Annotated in this window: 13 protein-coding genes, 6 tRNA genes, 1 rRNA gene and 1 other annotated feature; of the genes, 17 read left to right on the top strand and 3 right to left on the bottom strand. The window is 28.0% G+C overall.

The window, feature by feature from the left end:
- The first annotated feature begins 122 nt into the window (after positions 1 to 122).
- The 14 genes from rrf to QP548_RS14990 all read left to right on the top strand — a co-directional run bounded on the left by rrf (position 123) and on the right by QP548_RS14990 (position 9,503).
- A 5S ribosomal RNA gene (gene rrf, locus QP548_RS14925) occupies positions 123 to 241 on the top strand.
- A 5-nt stretch (positions 242 to 246) separates the two neighbouring features.
- A tRNA-Ile gene (locus QP548_RS14930) sits at positions 247 to 323 on the top strand.
- Between the two features lie 5 nt (positions 324 to 328).
- Positions 329 to 404, top strand: a tRNA-Ala gene (locus tag QP548_RS14935).
- A 272-nt stretch (positions 405 to 676) separates the two neighbouring features.
- Positions 677 to 1,180 (top strand): HD domain-containing protein, encoded by a 504-nt coding sequence (locus QP548_RS14940; RefSeq protein WP_061426020.1) that lies wholly within the window; start codon positions 677 to 679, stop codon positions 1,178 to 1,180.
- 266 nt (positions 1,181 to 1,446) lie between these two features.
- Complete coding sequence (locus QP548_RS14945; protein ID WP_061426021.1) at positions 1,447 to 4,203, top strand: UPF0182 family protein; 2,757 nt, start codon at positions 1,447 to 1,449, stop codon at positions 4,201 to 4,203.
- A gap of 242 nt (positions 4,204 to 4,445) precedes the next feature.
- A complete protein-coding gene (locus tag QP548_RS14950; protein WP_061426022.1) occupies positions 4,446 to 5,840 on the top strand; it encodes an NAD(P)/FAD-dependent oxidoreductase in 1,395 nt (464 codons plus the stop codon).
- Positions 5,841 to 5,852: 12 nt separating this feature from the next.
- Complete coding sequence (locus QP548_RS14955) at positions 5,853 to 6,086, top strand: DUF1667 domain-containing protein (RefSeq protein ID WP_061426023.1); 234 nt, start codon at positions 5,853 to 5,855, stop codon at positions 6,084 to 6,086.
- Positions 6,087 to 6,143: 57 nt separating this feature from the next.
- Positions 6,144 to 6,350 (top strand) — a binding site (T-box leader).
- Between the two features lie 86 nt (positions 6,351 to 6,436).
- Positions 6,437 to 7,714: a serine--tRNA ligase gene (gene serS / locus QP548_RS14960; RefSeq protein WP_061429400.1), complete on the top strand. Its 1,278-nt coding sequence runs from the start codon at positions 6,437 to 6,439 to the stop codon at positions 7,712 to 7,714.
- Between the two features lie 171 nt (positions 7,715 to 7,885).
- Positions 7,886 to 8,332: a hypothetical protein gene (locus QP548_RS14965; RefSeq protein ID WP_061426024.1), complete on the top strand. Its 447-nt coding sequence runs from the start codon at positions 7,886 to 7,888 to the stop codon at positions 8,330 to 8,332.
- Positions 8,333 to 8,466: 134 nt separating this feature from the next.
- Positions 8,467 to 8,557, top strand: a tRNA-Ser gene (locus QP548_RS14970).
- Between the two features lie 33 nt (positions 8,558 to 8,590).
- Positions 8,591 to 8,681: transfer RNA gene (locus QP548_RS14975), tRNA-Ser, on the top strand.
- 260 nt (positions 8,682 to 8,941) lie between these two features.
- Positions 8,942 to 9,208, top strand: coding sequence for a hypothetical protein (locus QP548_RS14980; protein WP_011591204.1), 267 nt, complete (start codon positions 8,942 to 8,944; stop codon positions 9,206 to 9,208).
- Between the two features lie 108 nt (positions 9,209 to 9,316).
- Positions 9,317 to 9,407, top strand: a tRNA-Ser gene (locus QP548_RS14985).
- A 5-nt stretch (positions 9,408 to 9,412) separates the two neighbouring features.
- A tRNA-Ser gene (locus QP548_RS14990) sits at positions 9,413 to 9,503 on the top strand.
- A 36-nt stretch (positions 9,504 to 9,539) separates the two neighbouring features.
- Here the strand turns inward: QP548_RS14990 and QP548_RS14995 are convergent.
- A complete protein-coding gene (locus tag QP548_RS14995) occupies positions 9,540 to 9,722 on the bottom strand; it encodes a hypothetical protein (protein WP_061426025.1) in 183 nt (60 codons plus the stop codon).
- 239 nt (positions 9,723 to 9,961) lie between these two features.
- Here QP548_RS14995 and QP548_RS15000 point away from each other — a divergent pair, with 239 nt between their 5' ends.
- Complete coding sequence (locus tag QP548_RS15000; protein WP_061426026.1) at positions 9,962 to 10,843, top strand: metallophosphoesterase; 882 nt, start codon at positions 9,962 to 9,964, stop codon at positions 10,841 to 10,843.
- 88 nt (positions 10,844 to 10,931) lie between these two features.
- Here QP548_RS15000 and QP548_RS15005 read toward each other — a convergent pair whose 3' ends face one another.
- Positions 10,932 to 11,096, bottom strand: a complete 165-nt coding sequence (locus QP548_RS15005; protein ID WP_164472970.1) for a hypothetical protein — start codon at positions 11,094 to 11,096, stop codon at positions 10,932 to 10,934.
- A gap of 208 nt (positions 11,097 to 11,304) precedes the next feature.
- Between QP548_RS15005 and addB the strand changes: the two genes are divergently transcribed.
- Together addB and addA are read left to right on the top strand one after the other, a co-directional pair.
- Positions 11,305 to 14,781 carry a helicase-exonuclease AddAB subunit AddB gene (addB, locus tag QP548_RS15010; RefSeq protein ID WP_061426027.1) on the top strand — a complete coding sequence of 1,159 codons (3,477 nt, stop codon included), beginning with the start codon at positions 11,305 to 11,307 and terminating at the stop codon, positions 14,779 to 14,781.
- Positions 14,771 to 18,574 carry a helicase-exonuclease AddAB subunit AddA gene (gene addA / locus QP548_RS15015; protein ID WP_061426028.1) on the top strand — a complete coding sequence of 1,268 codons (3,804 nt, stop codon included), beginning with the start codon at positions 14,771 to 14,773 and terminating at the stop codon, positions 18,572 to 18,574. Before addB ends, addA begins: the two co-directional genes overlap by 11 nt.
- 384 nt (positions 18,575 to 18,958) lie before the next feature.
- On the opposite strand, the gene QP548_RS15020 is transcribed toward addA, so the two are convergent.
- Positions 18,959 to 20,227 (bottom strand): CCA tRNA nucleotidyltransferase, encoded by a 1,269-nt coding sequence (locus QP548_RS15020; RefSeq protein ID WP_061426029.1) that lies wholly within the window; start codon positions 20,225 to 20,227, stop codon positions 18,959 to 18,961.
- Positions 20,228 to 20,289: the final 62 nt, after the last annotated feature.

Raw genomic sequence — 20,289 nt, forward strand, 5'->3', positions numbered from 1 at the left:
GATACTAATAGATCGAGGGCTTGACCAAATATAGTAAATTAAATATGTGCAATTTTGAAAGAACAAAAACTTTCAAAAATATGTTGACAAATTATTAGAGATTTGATAACATATACATGTCATCTGGTGATGATGCTCTTTAGGGTAACACCCGTTTTCCATTCCGAACACGAAGGTTAAGCCTATTGAGGCCGATGGTACTGCACGGGAGACTGTGTGGGAGAGTAGGTGGTTGCCAGGTAATATGGATCTTTAGCTCAGTTGGTTAGAGCAACCGGCTCATAACCGGTAGGTCCGGGGTTCGAGTCCCTGAAGGTCCACCATTTTTGGGGGTATAGCTCAGTTGGGAGAGCACCTGCCTTGCACGCAGGGGGTCAGGAGTTCGAATCTCCTTACCTCCACCAAAAACTCTAAACATTTGTTTAGAGTTTTTTTATTTTTCTTAAATATATTCAAATCTAAAACAAATCTATTGATTTAACTAATCTTAAAAGTTTTCCACAAAATTTTAAAAAGAATAACAAGTTATCCACAGAAAACAAATAAGTTATCTACATATAGGGAGTATTTAGTGGATAAATATTTTAACGGAAAGATAATATATAATAATTATCTTTATATGGTATAATTTACAGTATTAATATCTTTAATGAGAATAGAAGGTGAATACCTAAAGATGTCATATAGAATAAAACAATTTTTATGGGCTATTTCTGCAAATTTTAAAGAGTTAGATTATAGTTATGTAAGCTCCATCTTAAATGATTATGAGTTTAATTTATTTAAGAGATTAAAAAAAGGAGAACAGCTACATTCCATAAAGGTTTCTAAGGATTGTGTTAATTTAGCTAAGAGTAAAGGAATAAATTCAGAGAGTGAATTAAGAAAAATTTCTAAGCTAGGATTATTACATGACATAGGAAAATTATATTATCCTTTAAATATAATGACAAAGTCATTTTTAGTTTTAGGCAAGAAAATATCTAAAAATAGAATAAGTAAATTTCAAAATATAAAATCAGTATATATTTATTATAATCATGGTGATAAGGCATTTGATTATCTAAGGGAAGATGATTATGATAAGGCTTTTGTAGAAGCAATTAGAGGACATCACTCTATTAAATCTAGTGAAAACATATTGTTATCTATATTAAAAGAAGCTGATGATATGAATTAATTTTAATAATAGGTGCATAGTTTTTAAATAAATTTTATTAAAGCTAATATTCAGTATAAATTATGTTGAAATAATTTCAATTTATATTCTGTGGAGTTAAATAATTTACTTTAACTTTAATTATAAGGATAATACTTCATATAAATTTTATGTCTAGAAAATAAGATATAATCTAAAGAAGATTTTATATAAACTTATATGAATTTTAGTTTTAGTGAAGTTTTATTTTATATATATGAAATGTCAAAATTTAAGGAGGGGAAGTTTTGAAAAATAAGATACTTAATACAGTTCTTATTAGTATCTTACTTCTAGTTGTAGTTTTTTTCGTTTCAACTAATTTTATTATTAATGTTCAATGGTTTAAGGAAGTAGGATATTTAAATGTATTTTTTACTAAGCTTATAGCTATATGTAAATTATTTGTACCTATATTTATATTATATTTTTGTGTAATAGCTATATATTTATTTACTTTGAGAAAAAGTATTAGAAGCTTGGTAGGTGATACTAAGTTTAAGTCAGTTAAGAAGTACTTTTTATTATCAAATTTAGTAATATCAATATTAGGAGCTGGAGCTACTGCCACAACTCAGTGGTATAAAATTCTTCAATTTACTAATGCAGTTCCTTTTGGAGAAGTAGATCCTATTTTTAATAAGGATATATCTTTTTATGTTTTTAAATTACCTTTAGTACAGTCTCTTTTTAGTACAGCTATTTCCCTAATAATTATTTTAGTTCTTATAACAGTTATTATATATTTAGCTTTAGGATTTAAAGATAAAATTTATCAAAACAAGGATAACGTTATAAATATAAATAGCAAAACTTATGGAATAAGAAAGTTTGCAGGAAAACAACTAGCAGTTTTGGCTTCAGTATTATCACTGCTTATAGGATGTAGCTATTTATTAAAGTCATATAATTTAGTTTATAGTACTAGAGGAGTATCCTATGGAGCTGGTTATACAGATGTTAAAATAACAATGATATTTTATAAGGTTATAGCTGTAGCTTGTATAATATCTTCAATAGTAGTTTTTATTTCAATTTTAAAGCTTAAATTTAGACCTATTATAATATCAATTGCATCAATTGCTGTACTTATTGTTTTAGAGCCTGTAGTAGCCATTTTTACTCAACAGTTTGTAGTTAAACCAAATGAAATGGAACTTGAAAAACCTTATATTTCATATAGTATTGATGCTACTAAAAGGGCTTTTAATATTGATGAGATTGAAGTTAAAGAAATGGAACCAAATGAAAATATAACTAGTGAAAAATTAGAAGATAATAAAGACATCATTGAAAACCTAAAGGTTAATTCAACAGGACCTTTATTAAGTTTTTATCAGCAAGTTCAACTTATAAAAAATTATTATGAATTTAATGATGCAGACACAGATAGATATAATATAAATGGTAAATATACGCAAGTATTTGTATCTCCAAGAGAAATAAACAGAGATTCTATGACTACATGGCAAAATAAGCATCTTAGATATACCCATGGGTATGGCTTAGCTATGAGTAGGGTTAATAGCGTAACAGAATTTGGACAACCTGATTTTGTTATGAAAGATATACCAACAGTAAATACAACAGATATTAATCTTGAAAATCCAAGAATTTATTTTGGAGAAAGTGATAATGATTATGTTATTGTAAATACTGAAGGGGGAGAGTTTGACTATCCAACAGGAGATACTGAAAATACATTTAATTATAATGGAACTGGTGGATTAAAGATGACACCTTTTAATAGAGTGTTATTTAGTATTTATGAAAGAAATCCTAAAATATTAATGTCTAGTTCCATAACTTCAGAAAGTAGAATAATTCTTAATCGTAATATAGTTAAGAGAGTTCAAGAAATAGCCCCATTTTTAACTTATGATAGTGATCCATATATAGTTGTCCATGATGGAAGATTGGTTTGGATGATGGATGCATATACATCAACAGATAAGTACCCATTTTCAGAGCCTCATGAAGGAGTAAACTATATAAGGAATTCAGTTAAGGTTGTGGTTGATGCTTTTAATGGAAATGTAGATTTTTATGTAACAGATGAGAATGACCCTATAATTAATTGTTATTTAAAAATATATAAAGGTTTATTTAAGCCTTTATCAGAAATGCCAGAGGATTTAAAGGAACATTTTAGATATCCTCAAGACTTATTTGAATTACAAAGTAAGGTATTAACAAAATATCATGTAGATGATCCTATTAAACTATTTACTGAGGAAGATTTATGGGATAGATCACTAGAGGTTGTTAAGCATGGAGGAGAGAACCTAAGTCAAGGAGATGAAGGTAAGGAAGAATCTATTCTTAATAAGGCAAAAGAAAATAAAAATAATGAAGCTGAAAATGAAGGCCTTTATCTTATGACGAAATTACCTGATGAAGAAAATGTTGAAATGATGCTTTTAGATTATTTTAATATGAGAGGCAAACAAAGTATGGTAGCACTTTTAGGAGCTAGAATGGATGGAGATAACTATGGAGAACTAGTTATGTATAAATTCCCTCCCCAAAGAACCATATATAGTCCAATTTTATTTAAGAATAGAATACAACAGGATCCTAACATTTCTAAGGAAATAAGTCTTTGGGCTGGAAAAGGATCAGAGGTTATATATGGTGATATAATTATTGTTCCTATAGAAGATTCATTACTATATTTAAATACAATTTATTTAAAGGCAAATTCAGAAAATAGTATGCCTGAAATGAAGAGAGTAATTCTTTCTAATGGAGATAAAATAGTTATAGAAGAAAATATAGAAAAGGCACTTTTAAAGCTATTTAATTATAATTCATCTGAAGAGAATAAAAACTCAAATAAGGATGAAACTCCAAAGACTGAAACAACTTCAGATAAGAGTGGAGTAAAGGAAGCTGCTGATTTATTTAATAAAGCTATAGAAGCTCAAAAAAATGGTGACTGGGCAACTTATGGAGAGTTTATAAATAAATTAGGAGATGTTTTAAACAAAATGTCACAAGAATAAATTAATTATTAGTTCTTAAAAAATAACTAAGGACTAGTTAAAAATTTTATATTGTAATTTATATAAAATAAATTTGAGTATTTTAAGTAGATTTTTTTAATTTTAATTTATTAAGATTTTATAGAAATTTACTTGAATACTCTTTTTTTATATTGCTATAATTTTAGGAATGATTACAATAGTATATATATTTTATGATATAATTTTTAGTGGAATATATCTAAGAGCTAGGGGTGAAACATATGGATTATGATGTGTTGATATTAGGTGGAGGAATCATAGGATGCTCTGTTGCGTATGAGTTATCAAAGTATAACTTAAATATAGCTCTTATAGAGAAGGATTTTGATATTGCAGATGATGTTTCCTTTGTTAATACAGCAATTGTATATGACGGTTCTGAATGCAAGGACAATTTAATGAGTTACTTAGAGAATATGGGAAACATGATGTTACCTGAAATAACTAAAAAATTAAATGTTCCATTTAAGAGGGTAGGACATTTAACTATAGCTGATAATGATGAAACAGTTAGAATAATTGAAGAGAACTATAAGAGAGCTAAATCAAGAGGAATAAATAATATTTATTTAATTGATGAAAAAAGAGCAAGAGAAATAGAACCTAATTATAAAGGTGAAATAAAGAAAGCTATGTATTCAGAAAATATAGCTGTTACAAGTCCATATGATTTAGCTATAGGATTTGCTGAAATAGCTTATGATAATGGAGTAAGCTTTAGATTAGAGGAAATAGTTTTAGATATTCAAAGCATAGCTAAAGGCTTTAAAGTAACTACGAATAAGAATAAATTTACTTGTAGATTTGTTATAAATACAACTCCAGGTGAACATTATACTATAGATCAAGATAAAGATTACGAACAAAAAAATGCTTTAAAAACATATTATCTATTATTAAATGATGAAATAAAAGAGAAAACATCAAATATAGTTGTTAAATTAAAAAATGAAGAGGAGTTTATAATCCAAAAGAATACTGTTAATGGAGATACTTTAATAGGCATAAACTCCAATAATTCATTAGGATTTATGAAGTCATTAAAAATAGCTAAAGAGATGATAAATAGCATTAGTAGAAAACATGTTAAGGATATTTTCTATGATAATCACAATCAGGATAGACTGATTATAGATGATAGTAGAAAAAATAAGGGATATATAAAGGTTATGGGTAATCACTATGGTGAGGTTACTATAGCACCAGCTGTATCTAAGATAATATGTGATGAGATAATAGATAAATTAAATTGCAGTTTAAATAAAAACTTTGTAGATAAAAGAAGGGAATTCTATCGTTTTAGAGAATTATCTGATGAGGAGAGAAATGAACTTATATCTTTAGATAAGAGATATGGAAAGATAGTATGCCTTTGTAATGGTATTAGCGAAGGGGAAATTGTAGACTGCATAAGACGTCCACTAGGGGCAAGAACTGTTGAGGGTGTAAAAAGAAGAACAGGTGCTACCTTTGGAACTTGTCATGGAGCTTACTGTATAAGCAAAATAATAAATATATTAGCAAGAGAGCTTGAAAAAAAGCCAACAGAAATAGTTGAGGATTCAAAGAATTCTAAAGTTTTAGCATCTAGAATTAAGGAATTTGATAGAGTCTAAAGGGGTGGTTTAATGCATAAAGATATATTTACTAGTGTGGTAAGAGTTAGAGGATCTAAAAAATATAATGTAGTTCCTGTAAAAAGTAATAAACCAGTTGAGATATCTAAGTGGATTGATTTTTCAAATGTTTTAAGTAGATTATATGTTGGAGTGCCAACTAGAAGTGGAAATGTGGTATGTAAAAATATAATGAATACTGGCGTAGACATTATATGCACAAAAAATCTACCAAAAGATAGTTAAGAATTGACAAAAAGCAAATATTAAAGTATATTTTTTATATATTATGTTTAAATTAATAATAAACCGTTGATCAGGCTAGTAATGTTATATATTGCTTTCAGAGAGCTAGTGGTTTTGGTGTGAACTAGTACAATATTTTCATGAATCCACCTGTGAGGGACTGTGATGAGCAGTACGGAATTAACCGTTAAAGTTTTTAAGAGGATAAAATCTTTTTTGATTTTATCAATTAGGGTGGCAACGCGGAGTCTTTTCGTCCCTTTTTATAGGGAATGGAGGCTCCTTTTTTATATATTTTTTTAGTTAATAAAATTTTAAATATAAATAAGGTTCTTGAAAGGAGAATGGCAATGTTAGATTTAAAAAAGTTAAGAAGTAATACTGAAGAAGTGAAAAAAGCTTTATCTAATAGAGGAGAAGACTTTGATGTAAATGTTATAGACGAAGTTATAGCTTTAGATGAAGAAAGAAGAAAAATTTTAGTTGATGTTGAGGCTTTAAAAAAACAAAGAAACGAAGTATCAGCTGAAATTCCAAAGAGAAAAAAAGCTGGAGAAGACGTTACAGAAGTAATGGCTGAAATGAGAGAAATAGGAGATAAAATAAAGGCTGATGATGCTAAAGTTGCTGAGTTAAACGATAAAATTAACTACATCATGCTAAGAATTCCTAATATACCAAACCCAGCTGTTCCAGAAGGGGAAACTGATGAGGACAATGTTGAAATAAAAAGATGGGGAGAGCCTACTAAATTCAACTTTGAACCAAAAGCACACTGGGATTTAGGAACAGATTTAGATCTTTTAGACTTCGAAAGAGGTGGAAAGGTTGCTGGATCAAGATTTACAGTTTACAAAGGAATGGGTGCTAGATTAGAAAGATCTATAATCAACTACTTCTTAGATAAACACACATTTGAAAATGGATACACTGAAGTATTACCACCATATATGGTAAATAGAGATAGTATGACTGGTACTGGTCAACTTCCAAAATTTGAAGAAGATGCTTTCAAAGTAGAAAACAATGGATATTTCTTAATACCAACAGCTGAGGTTCCTGTAACTAATATGTACAGAAATGAAACTTTAGAGGGAGATAAACTTCCAATAAAACATGCTGCGTATAGTGCTTGTTTTAGAGCAGAAGCTGGTTCAGCAGGAAGAGATACAAGAGGTCTTATAAGACAACACCAATTTAATAAAGTTGAGTTAGTTAAGTTCTGTAAACCTGAGCAAAGCTATGAAGAATTAGATAAATTAGTTCAAGATGCTGAATCTGTATTACAAGGTTTAGAATTACCATATAGAATAGTTAGAATATGTAAAGGTGATTTAGGATTCACTGCTGCATTAAAATATGATATAGAAGTTTGGATGCCAAGCTACAATAGATATGTTGAAATTTCAAGTTGTTCAAACTTTGAAGATTTCCAAGCTAGAAGAGCTAACATTAAATATAAAAATTCTCCAAAGGAAAAACCACAATTTGTTCATACATTAAATGGATCAGGGGTTGCTATTGGAAGAACTGTAGCTGCTATATTAGAAAACTATCAACAAGAAGATGGATCAGTAGTTATACCAGAAGCTTTAAAAGAATATATGAGATGTGATTTATTAAAATAATATAATTTCTTTTAGGAGAAATATTTAATTAATTTTATATTTATATATTAAAATTTTGGTTAGAAATAAAAAAACGGTATTTTTAATACCGTTTTTTTTTATTTTTTGTGTCAAAAAATAAATCATTAACATAGTATAAATTAGGTGAAATAAAAGTGAGGTGTAATTATTATGGATAACTGTAAATATAACCATAAATGTAATTGTGAATGTAACTGGGATAAATATGAGGATAACTGCAATAACTGCAATAAATGTAGAAAGTTAGAGAAAATAGCTGAAGAGTTAACTAGAGAATCTGCTGAACTTAATGAAGCAGTTGAAGAAAAACTTGAAGGTGTAAAATATATTCAAAGAGAAATTGATGAATTAGAAGAAAGATTAGAATGTTTAAGAAAAAAACAAAAATCTTTATTATGTGAAGCAATGGAACTAGATGAAGAATTAGATAAGACAGTTTTTGAAGCTTTCAAACATTTATTTGCTACAGTTGAATGCTATAAAAAGTGCAAAAATAATGAAAGACCAGAAAGACCTGAAAAACCTGAAAGACCAGAAAGACCAGAAAAGCCAGGAAGACCTGGATGTGGTTGTAAATATTGCTGTAAGGATAGATAATAAACTTATTTTTGTATAAGTTTTAAATTTTAGATAAAAGATACTGTATTTAAATTAAATATAGTATCTTTTATTTTTTTATAAAAAAGTATTGACATAAATTTAAACCGTTGATATAATAATTATCGTACCGCGGAGAGATGGTCGAGTTGGTTTAAGGCACCGGTCTTGAAAACCGGCGTGCGTGTGAGCGTACCATGGGTTCGAATCCCATTCTCTCCGCCATTTTTTTTATAAAAAATAAAAATGGGATATTATGGAGAATTACTCAAGTGGCTGAAGAGGCTCCCCTGCTAAGGGAGTAGGTCGGGCAACCGGCGCCCGGGTTCAAATCCCGGATTCTCCGCCAAAGCATCTAGTTTTACTAGGTGCTTTTATTTATGTTTAATGTAAAATTAAAAAATAATTTGAAGAGGCATTTACTTTATAAAGTATTTTAGATAAACTTCTTTATGTAATTAATAAGTCTTAAAAAACATGTTCAAGCAAAATATTTTTATAATTTATTAAATACAAAAATTGTTAATATAAAATTTATAGATAATATAATCTTGTTTGTAGTTAAAAATGTATAATTTAATTATATGAATTTTATTGGGAGGAGATATTTTGAAAGGATCATCAGGGCCAGTTAGAGCTAAAAAACCAAAAAGATCAACAGCATACACACTATCTTTATATTTAGGATGGAGTAGTATTTTTGCAGCACTATACTTTTTCATTGTAGGATTACCTTTTTCAATTCCTGGTATTATTGCTGGTTACATAGCTTTTAAAAAGCACAATGAAGGTAAATTACCATTAATATTAAATATAATAGGATTTCTTTTAACAGTATTTACTTGGGTATTATTTATGAAGATACCATTAAAATAATTATTAAGAAAAAAGATACTATAATGGAATAAAAAATAGTATCTTTTTTTATAAAAAAGTAGTTGACATATAAAATGAAAATGATATAATAATAAATGTGTCAAACGTGGAGAGATGGTCGAGTTGGTTTAAGGCACCGGTCTTGAAAACCGGCGTGCGTGTGAGCGTACCATGGGTTCGAATCCCATTCTCTCCGCCACAAGTGGAGAATTACTCAAGTGGCTGAAGAGGCTCCCCTGCTAAGGGAGTAGGTCGGGCAACCGGCGCCCGGGTTCAAATCCCGGATTCTCCGCCAAAAGCATCTAGTTTTACTAGATGCTTTTTTATTTGCTTAATTTTTATTTCTTTTAGAGAAGTCATGTTCCCTAAGACATTCCTTAATAAATAGTTTAAGTTTTTCATTATCTTTATTTAAAAGTTCAATAAAAGCTTCTTTAAAAACCTTTTTAAAAAATCCCTTAAGTAATATATAAAGAATAAAAGTAAAAAATATAAAATAAAAAAATATATCCATAAAAATTTTCCCCCTTCTTAAATTAAAGATATTATACCATAAATTTGTAATTGAGTTATTATAAGTAATTAATAAGAATAGTTTTTATAAGATTTGACTAATTTAATATAATATTATTCTTAAGAAGAAGTAATTAAGTTATATTTATTTTTAATTAACTTTAAACTAGTTAGCATAGAGAATATATCAATGTAAGAAAAATATAAATATATATGAAGCAGTATTTTATGGAGTTATGAATGAAAGTTGAAAAACTAAATGATATTAAAAATAATTCTAAAGAAATTATTTTTAATAGTAATTCTAAAATAGTCTTTTTTAGTGATTGTCATAGGGGAGATGGCACATATAAAGATAGTTTAGCCCCTAATATCAACATTTATCTGTCAGCTATAAGGTATTATTATAAAAATAAATTTACTTATATAGAAGTTGGAGATGGTGATGAATTATGGAAGTTTAAAGATATACAAGAGATATATGATATGAATTATGAAATCTATGAAGTATTAGAAGAGTTTAAAGAAAAAAATAGACTTTATATGATATATGGAAATCATGATAAGGATAAGAGTAAAATAAAATTTTTAAGAAAAAACAAGAGAAGAAATAGGTTTAATCACTCTGCTTCAGATTTTTATAGTACTTTAAAGATATATGAATCTTTAGTATTAGTACATGAAGAAAGTAAAAAAGATTTTTTTGTAATTCATGGTCATCAAATAGACTTTTTAAATAATGAATTAGCATTTTTATCAAAATTTTTAGTGAGATATGTTTGGGCTATTTTAGAAGCTTTTATGGGGTTTAAAGATCCTACAAGTCCTGCAAAGAGTAATAATAAAAGAAATTTATTTGATGAGAAAATAAGTAAGTGGGCAGAGGAAAATAAAACTAGAGTTATTTTAGGACATACTCATAAAACGCTATTTCCTAAGAGTAGGAAGGAATCAACATACTTTAACATAGGGTGCTGTGTATTACCTAGAACTATTACAGCTATAGAAATTGAGCGTGGAGAGATTTCACTTATAAAGTGGACAATAAAAGCCGATGAAAAAGGATCACTTTTTGTTGGAAGAGATATTATAGGTGGGCCTATTAGAATAGAAAATTATTAAAGAAAAAACTCTAATGTTATACACAAAAAACATTAGAGTTTTATATTTTCTGTTGATAATTTCAATTTTTATGTTAATAAATTATATTTTAATTATCATTCTTTCCATTATCTTTTACTTCTTTATGGTGTTCTTTTTTTTCTTTTTCTTCTCTTTCTTGCTCTTCAAGGAAACATGCCATTGGGTTACCAAGCTTAGTTTCAATTTCAGCTGTAGTATCCATAAATTTTTTGAAAGTATCACCTATTTTCATTTAAAACACCCCTTATTGGTTAATAATCATCTTTAGGATTATTTATGATTTCACCATTATTATATAATGTATTGTAATCTATTTCTATAATAAAATACCTTATATATTTTTTTTGTCATATTGCTATTTAAAAGGCATAATTAAGTATAAAATGTTATTATAAGAGGTAATAATTTGGAAATATATAAATAAATTTCGAGGTGTAAATATGGGCTTAAAAATTATATATGGAAGAGCAGGTACTGGTAAAAGTACTTTTTGTATAAATCAAATAAAAAAGAAAATAAATAATTCACCTAACAATAAATTAATTTTAATTGTTCCAGAACAATTTACTTTTCAGACTGAGAATAAAGTGTTAAGTGCTATAGGAGAAAGGTATGTTTTAAATGCTGAGGTTCTTAGTTTTAAAAGACTTGCTCACAATGTTTTTAATGAGTGTGGAGGAGCAACTAGAACTATTATGGGGGATGCTGGTAAAAGCATGCTTATTTTTAAGGTCTTAGAAGATTTAGGGGATAATATGACTGTGTTTAAAAATGCTTCTAGACAAAAGGGCTTTATAGACATAGCATCAAAAACAATAACTGAGTTTAAAAAGTATAATGTTAATAATGAAGTTTTGGATTTAACTATTAATGAAATAGAAGATGAAAATCTAAAAATGAAGATGGAAGAATTAAAGGATGTTTTTAATGAATTTAACTCAAGACTTCATGAGGGATATGTTGATGAAGAGGATCAACTTTTACTATTAAATGAAAAATTAGATGGATGTTCTTTATATGATGGAGCTGAAATTTGGATAGATGAGTTTAGTTCCTTTACTCCTAATCAGTTAAGTGTTATAGGAAAGTTATTAAAAAGAGCTAAAAGCGTTAACATAACTTTATCCATAGATGAGGTAAATTCACCTAAAGGGGAAAGTGATCTTTTTGTTGCTACAAAAAATACAGAAAAAAGATTAATGAATTTAATACAAGAAGAAGGAATTGCTTTTAATGGATATATTAATTTAAATGAAGATATTCCCTATAGATTCAAAGAAAATAAGGAATTAGCACATATAGAAAGGCAACTCTATGCATATCCTTTTAAACAGTATAGAGGAAAAAATAATAGTTTAAGACTTTATAGAGCAAATAATAATTATGATGAAATAGAATTTGTAGCTAAGGATATATTAAGACTTGTTAGAGAGAAGCAATACAGATTTAAGGATATTTCAGTAATATGCAGAGATGTAGATAATTATGAGAAGGTTGTATCAGCGATTTTTGCAGAGTATGAGATTCCTTATTATATAGATAAAAAGATAGATATAGCTAGTAATCCACTTATTGTTTTTATAAACTCAGCAGTAGATATAATAAGTAAAAATTGGACTTATGAAAGCATGTTTAAATATCTTAAAACTGGTCTTATTAAAGAGTTTAGAGGGATTGAAGGGGCAGAGCTTATTGATGAACTAGAAAACTATGTATTGGCCTATGGAATAAAGGGCAAAAAGTGGATGGAAGAATGGGTTAATTATAGTTCTAGCATTTTAAAAGAAGAAGATATATCAGAGGAAAATAAGCAAAGATTAGAAAGATTAAATGATATTAGAGAGACTATAGTAACTCCTTTAGATGACCTTAATAAACAGTGTAAAGGAAAGAAAACCTTAAAGGAATTTGCAACAATTTTATATGAATTTTTAGATTCTAAATTAGATATTATGGATACCCTAGATAAATATGTTGAGTATTTCAAGGAAAATGATATGGCTATTGAGGCAAAGGAGTATTCTGAGGTAAGAGATATTTTCATAGATGTTTTAGAGCAGGCAGTTGATGTTCTAGGAAATGAAGTTATGGATTTAAATGAATTTATGAAGGTATTAAATATTGGATTATCTCAATATGAAATGGGGTTAATTCCTGTAGCCTTAGATCAAGTGAACATAGGAGATATCACAAGAATAAAAAGTAGAGGAACAAAGGCTTTATACATTATAGGAGTAAATGATGGGGTACTCCCTTCAGCTAGCAAAGAAGAAGGAATATTATCAGATAATGATAGAGAAATTTTACTTGAAAAAGGAATTTCACTAGCTTCAGATACTAGAACAAAAATCTTTGAGGAACAGTTTTTAGTTTATACAGCATTTACTATAGCAGAGGAATACTTGGTTGTTACTTATCCTTTAGCAGATTTTGAGGGTAAATCACAAAGACCTTCTATTATAGTTCATAGACTTAAAAAGATACTTCCAAATGTAAAGGAAGAAAGTGAAGGATTTAAGTTAGTAAATGATAAGTATGATAAGATTTCTGCTAAGCTTCCTACTTTAAATGAGCTTATGATAGCAATTAGAAAAAATTATGATGGTGCTGAAATAGAGGACTATTGGAAATATGTTTACCATTGGTATTTAAGAGAACCTAAATGGAAAGAAAGAATAGAGTATGTAAAGAAAGGACTTGAATACACTAATTTAGAAAATAATATTTCAAAGGAAAAGGCTAAAAAGCTTTATGAAGATAATAAAAATAAAATTTCACTAAGCGTTTCAAGATTAGAGAGATATGCTCAGTGTCCATTTGCTTACTATATACAATATGGATTAAAGGCTAAAGACAGAAAAATATATGAGTTTACAGCACCTGATTTAGGTAGTTTTATGCATGAAATATTAGATGAGTTTACCAATGAAATTAAAGAAAAAGATTTAAAATGGAGTGATTTAAGTAAGGAGAATTGCAGAAACATAATAAATGCTTTAGTTGATAATCAAGTTAAAAACAATAAGTCATCTATATTAAATAGTTCAAAGAGATATTCTTATTTCACAGATAGATTTAAGAGAATTCTTACAAAATCAGTTATGGTAATTAGTGAACAGATGAAGAGAAGTGACTTTGAAATTTATAAAAATGAATTGGCCTTTGGATTTTCTAAAGATGTGAACTCAATAAAACTAGATCTTCCTTCAGGAGAAAGTTTTTATTTAAATGGAAGAATAGATAGAGTTGATAAATTAAATTTAGATGGTGAAACTTATTTAAGAATTATAGATTACAAAACTGGTTCTAAAAAGTTTGATTTAAATAAATTTTATAATGGACTTCAAATGCAACTTTTAGTTTATTTAGATGCCCTTATAAATAATTCAGAAAATATAGTTGAAAATCAAGCTATGCCAGGTGCAATACTTTATTTTAGAATAGATGACCCTATATTAAAGTCTAAGGGAGATTTAACAGAAGAAGAAATAAAAAGTGAGGTTTTAAAAGAATTAAAATTAGAAGGGCTTTTACTAGACGACGTAAAAGTTGTTAAGGCAATGGATAATACTTTAGAACCTGGAACACACTCTCTTATAATACCTGCAAATATGAAAAAGGCAGGGGATTTAGGGAAAAATAAAGCTTTAATAACTATGGAGCAGTTTGAATTATTAAGAAAGTATGTAAATGAAAAAATGGTTGAGATATGCCAAAACATGATAGAAGGTAAAATTGATATAGAACCATGTAAAGAAAATAAAAATATAGTATGTGATTATTGTAATTACTCACATATATGCCAGTTTGATTCTAGTTTAGAGGACAATAGATACAAAGTTATTCCTAAGAAAAAAGAAGAAGACATATGGAAGAGTATAAATGAAAAAGTAGGTGGTGAAGTAAATGGGGACTAAATGGACCGAAGAACAAGAATTAGCTATAAATACTAGAAAATGCAATCTTTTAGTAGCGGCTGCGGCTGGATCAGGAAAAACTGCTGTATTAGTTGAAAGAATTATAAAAATGATAACAGAGGGTGAAAATCCTGTTGATATAGATAAGTTACTAGTTGTTACATTTACTAATGCTGCTGCCTCTGAAATGAGAGAGAGAATAGGTGATGCAATTTCTAAAGCTTTGGAGAAAGATCCTAGTTCCGAAGTGCTTCAAAGACAATTAGCTCTTTTAAATAGAGCTAGTATAACAACTATGCATTCCTTTTGTTTAGAAGTTATAAAAAATAATTTCCACTTAATAGACTTAGACCCTGGTTTTAGAATAGGAGATCAAACAGAATGTGAGCTTATAAAGCAAGATATTTTAGCAGATCTTTTTGAAGATATGTATGCTAATGATGATGAATGCTTTAAAGATTTAGTTGAGGCCTATGGTGGAAGTAAAAGTGATGATAATTTAAATAGCATAATATTAAAATTCTATAATTTTATAATGAGTGGTCCTTGGCCAGAGGCTTGGTTAAAGAATAAGGTAGAGGAATTTAACATAAATTCTATAGAGGAACTTAAAGGTAAGAAGTGGATAGAGGTCTTAAAGGAAAGTATAATTTTAGATTTAAATAATGCTTATTCAATGCTTACTCAAGCAAGGGATATAGCTGAAATGGGGGGAGGACTTGAGCCTTATTTAGTAAATATATATCCTGAAATAATTCAGGTTGAAGAGCTTAGAATTGCTTTAAGTGAAGGAATAGTAAAGTTTTATAATAAGCTTATGGGAGCAAGTTTTGGAAGACTAAAATCAGTTAGAAAAGCTAGTGTCGATGATGAAAAAGCCTTAGAAAAAACAAAAAGTCTTAGAGATGAAAGTAAAAAAATAATAGAGAATTTAAGGGATAATGTTTTTGAAACTTCTTTAGAAGAAGCTGTTTTAGGAATGAAAAAGATGTATCCTTTAATGAAATGTTTAAGTGGTTTAGTAATTGAATTTTCTAATAGGTATAGAGATAAAAAAAGAGAAAAGGATATTTTGGATTTTAATGACTTAGAGCATCTTTGCTTAGAAATATTAATAGATAAAGATGAAGAGGGAAATATAAAACCTTCACAGGTTGCCTTAGAATTTAAGGATAGATTTGAAGAAGTTTTAGTTGATGAATATCAAGATAGTAATACAATTCAAGAAACTATTGTAGGGATGGTATCAAGAAGAGATGTAGAAAATCATAATGTATTTATGGTTGGAGATGTTAAACAAAGTATATATAAGTTTAGACAGGCAAATCCAGAACTTTTCTTAGAGAAATATATTAATTATAGAGAGTTTGAAGATTCTAATAGAAAAATAATGCTTTATAAAAACTTTAGAAGTAGAGAAGAAATCATAAATGGAGTAAACTATATCTTTAAAACTTTAATGAGCAATACTGTAGGAGAGCTTGAATATGATGAAAAAGAGGCTTTAAACCTAGGGGCTTCCTATGGTGAATTAAATGAAGAAAATGTAGAGAAAGAATATATAGATGAAATAGAGAATTTAAAAGTTGCTGGTGATATAGAGCTAAACATATTAAATAAAGCAGGCAATAAGGATTATAGTGATGATGAACTAGGAGAAGAGGAAGAAGATTTAGATAGCATACAGTTAGAAGCTAGAATAATTGGCAAAAAGATTAATGAGCTAATGAATCCTGAAGATGGAAGTCACTATATGGTTTTTGATAAGGATTTAGGAAAATATAGAAAGATTAAATACAAGGATATTGTTATATTACTTAGAGCAACTAAGAACTGGGCAGAAACCTTTGTTGATGAGCTAGGGACTTATGGAATACCTGTTTATGCTGACACAGGAACAGGATATTTTCAAACTATTGAAATCAGAACTATATTAGCCTTATTACACATAATAGATAATCCAATGCAAGATATTTATATATTATCTGCCTTACGTTCACCAATATTTTCATTTACATCTGAAGAATTTGCAGATTTAAGATTATTAAATAGAGATAAATACTTCTTTGAAATAATAAAGGAAGTTGTAGATGGAACTTATGATGAAAGTATATCTAAAGATTTAAAAGGAAAGTGTAAGTACTTCTTAGATTATTTAAATAAGTGGAGAGAAAAGGCTGCCTATATGCCAATAGACGAATTTATTTGGTTCTTATATTCTGATACATCATACTATGGATATGTTGGGACAATGCCAAATGGAGTTCAGCGTCAGGCAAATTTAAGAATACTATTCCAAAGAGCAAAGCAATATGAATCAACTAGTTTTAAGGGATTATTTAATTTTATAAACTTCATAAATAAGCTTAAAAAGTCTTCTGGAGATATGGGAAGTGCAAAGATTCTTGGAGAAAATGAGAATGTTGTAAGGATAATGAGTATTCACAAGAGTAAGGGGCTAGAGTTCCCAGTTGTTATATTAGGTGGAACAGGAAAGCAATTTAACAAGATGGACTTAAGAGAAGATATACTTCTTCATGAAACCTTAGGTATAGGAACAAATTGTATAGATGTTAAGAAGAGAATAAAGTATGATACTCTACAAAAGCATGCTATAAAGAAAAAATGTGAATTAGAAGTTTTATCAGAGGAAATGAGAATACTTTATGTTGCCTTTACAAGAGCTAAGGAAAAATTAATTATAACTGGTGCTGTATCAGATTTAGAAAAGTCTTGTGAAAATTGGTGCAAAGCTTCAGCTTCTTCAGAGGATAATAGAATAAATCCTGGAAATGTTTTAAAGGGAAAGAGTTATTTAGATTGGATTGGAATGGCTTTAACAAAGCACAAGGATGGAGATGCCATAAGAAATATTGGTAATGGAGATATAACTTTAAATTTAGATGATAAATCTAATTGGAGTTTTAAAAGCTGGGATAGAAGTGAGCTTTTAGAAACAAATAACAATAAAAAAGAAAAAAATAATATTGATATTTTTGAAAGTAATAATTGGATTGAATCTAAAAAAGATATAAAAGAAGTTATAGAAATAAGAAATAGACTAGGCTTTAAATATAAATATATAGAGTCTTGTAATACTCCTTCAAATATTTCTGTAACTGAATTAAAGAGAGCTCATCAAGAAGAAGAGTTTATGCAAGAAAGTTATAATATTATTGATAATGAAAGTAATGAAGAAAATAAAAAAGAAAAAATAAAAAGAAAACCAAGATTTATGGAGGAAAGACAGGAGGAATTCTCAGCAGCTAAGAAGGGGACTATAACTCACTTTGTAATGCAACATATTGATTTAGATAAGGTAACTTATATAGATGAAATAAGAGAAGAAGTTCTTAAAATGGTTAAAAAAGAGCTTTTAACAGAAGAAGAAGGAAAAGTGGTAAATGTATTTAAAATACAAAAATTCTTTAAAAGTGATTTAGGTAAGAGAATGTTAAGTTCATATAAATCTGGCAAAAAGGTATATAGAGAACTACCATTTATAACTGAGATTCCAAGTAGTATTATAGAAAAAAATCTTGATCCTAAAATCTATGGAGAGGAAAAAGTAAGATTACAGGGTATTATAGATGCCTTCTTTGAGGAAGAAGATGGATATGTTCTTTTAGATTATAAAACTGATTATGTTAAAGAGGGAGATGAAGAAAACTTCATAAATAAATATAAAATTCAGATTAACTTATATAAAGACACATTGAATAAAATTTTAGGAGAAGAAGTTAAGGAAGCTTATCTGTATTCCTTCTATCTTGAAAAAGAATTAAAAATATAATAAAACTTACAAACATATTCCGAGAATTACTAGATTGCGCTAAGAATTTATAATTATTACTACGAAGATATTACTAAAGCTTCGAAACTTAAGTGAAAGTCCAAATTTTCAATTTGGATTCTTGAACTTATGCAATCGAACTTTGTGAGATTGTATTCCTAAGAAATTAACAGTCTCAGCTTTTTAACGTAATATCTTCTCTGTAATAATTTAAAGTCTAAAGCTTATCTAGATATTCTCTTCATTATGTTTGTAAGTTTTATATTATAAAAAGTTATTTCAATACAAATACTTAATATTTTCTATGTTTAGGATTAAACTTGCTTATGGTGTCAGGCGACTTAAAGTTAAAGCACCTGTTTTCAAAGTTTTAGAGTGCTAAGTTTAATTATATGAATAAAATTGCTTACTAAGGTTTAGTAAGTCTTCTTTATTGTTTAACTCTGGTGTTTGCATTACATTTTCAAGAAGAAAATTTAATATAACACCTATATTTTTTCCAGGTTTAAAATTAAGTTCAGTAATTAAGTCATTTCCTGTTATGGCTAAGTCCTTAATAAATAGGGGTTCCTTTGAAGCTAATATATCAGAAACTCTGTTTTTTAATATATCTATACACTCAGTATCATATTCATCCATATAAGATAAATATGATTTTTGTAAATCTAATAAATCAAAGATATTTTCAGTTCCAACTGAATTTATAAGTAGTTTTAGTTTTTTTCTTGTCATATTACATGAAATATTATTTATATTTTCTACTAAGTTGCAAGTATCATTGATTGTATTATTATCATATTTAAGTTTCTTTAATATAGTTCTGCACTTCTCAACTGCATTTTCAGAATTAAAAACCTTATAAAATAATCCTGCTAATCTCACATGAAGCTTTTTAGGAAGTGAATTTATTAATCCATAAGTATCATGAATATCATCATATACATCATAGCAATTTATTAGTTTTAAACTCTTAAATTCCTCGATTAAAAAGTCAGAAAATCCAAGCTTTCTAAGAAGCATAAGACCTTTATCAGGATCATTGCTTAAAATGATTTTAGTAAATTCACTTTGAATTCTTTCCATGCTTATATTCTTTATTAATTTAAAATTCTTTCTTATAGATTCAGCAGTTAATTTTTCAATTTTAAAGTTTAATTGACAGCTAAATCTAATTGCTCTAAGCATTCTTAAGGCGTCTTCAGAGAAGCGTTTATCAGGATCTCCAACGCATCTTATTAATTTGTTTTTTAGATCCTCTTTTCCATTAAAACAATCTTTAAATCCTAAATATGGGCTATATGCCATTGCATTTATAGTAAAATCTCTTCTTGATAAATCTTCTTCTATATTAGAAACGAACTTTACGTCTTTAGGTTTTCTATTATTTAAATATTCCCCATCTACCCTATAAGTAGTTACTTCATAAGGATTTTTATCGATTAAAACTGTTACTGTTCCATGTTTAATACCAGTAGGAATAGTTTTATCAAAAAGCTCTTCTATTTTTTCAGGGAATGCATTGGTTGTAATATCATAATCTTGAGGTTTTTTATTTAATAAAGAATCTCTTACACAACCACCAACTATAAAGGCTTCAAAACCATTAGAGTTAAATTTCTCTAAGATATATTGGACATTGTTAGGTAATTTCATTAACAAGTCACCTCCTAGTAGTTATTTTATCAATTAATATAAATTTTAGCTATAAATAGAGT

The sequence above is a fragment of the Clostridium sp. UMB9555A genome (assembly GCF_030222355.1).
In the GTDB taxonomy this organism is placed as follows: Bacteria; Bacillota; Clostridia; order Clostridiales; family Clostridiaceae; genus Sarcina; species Sarcina perfringens.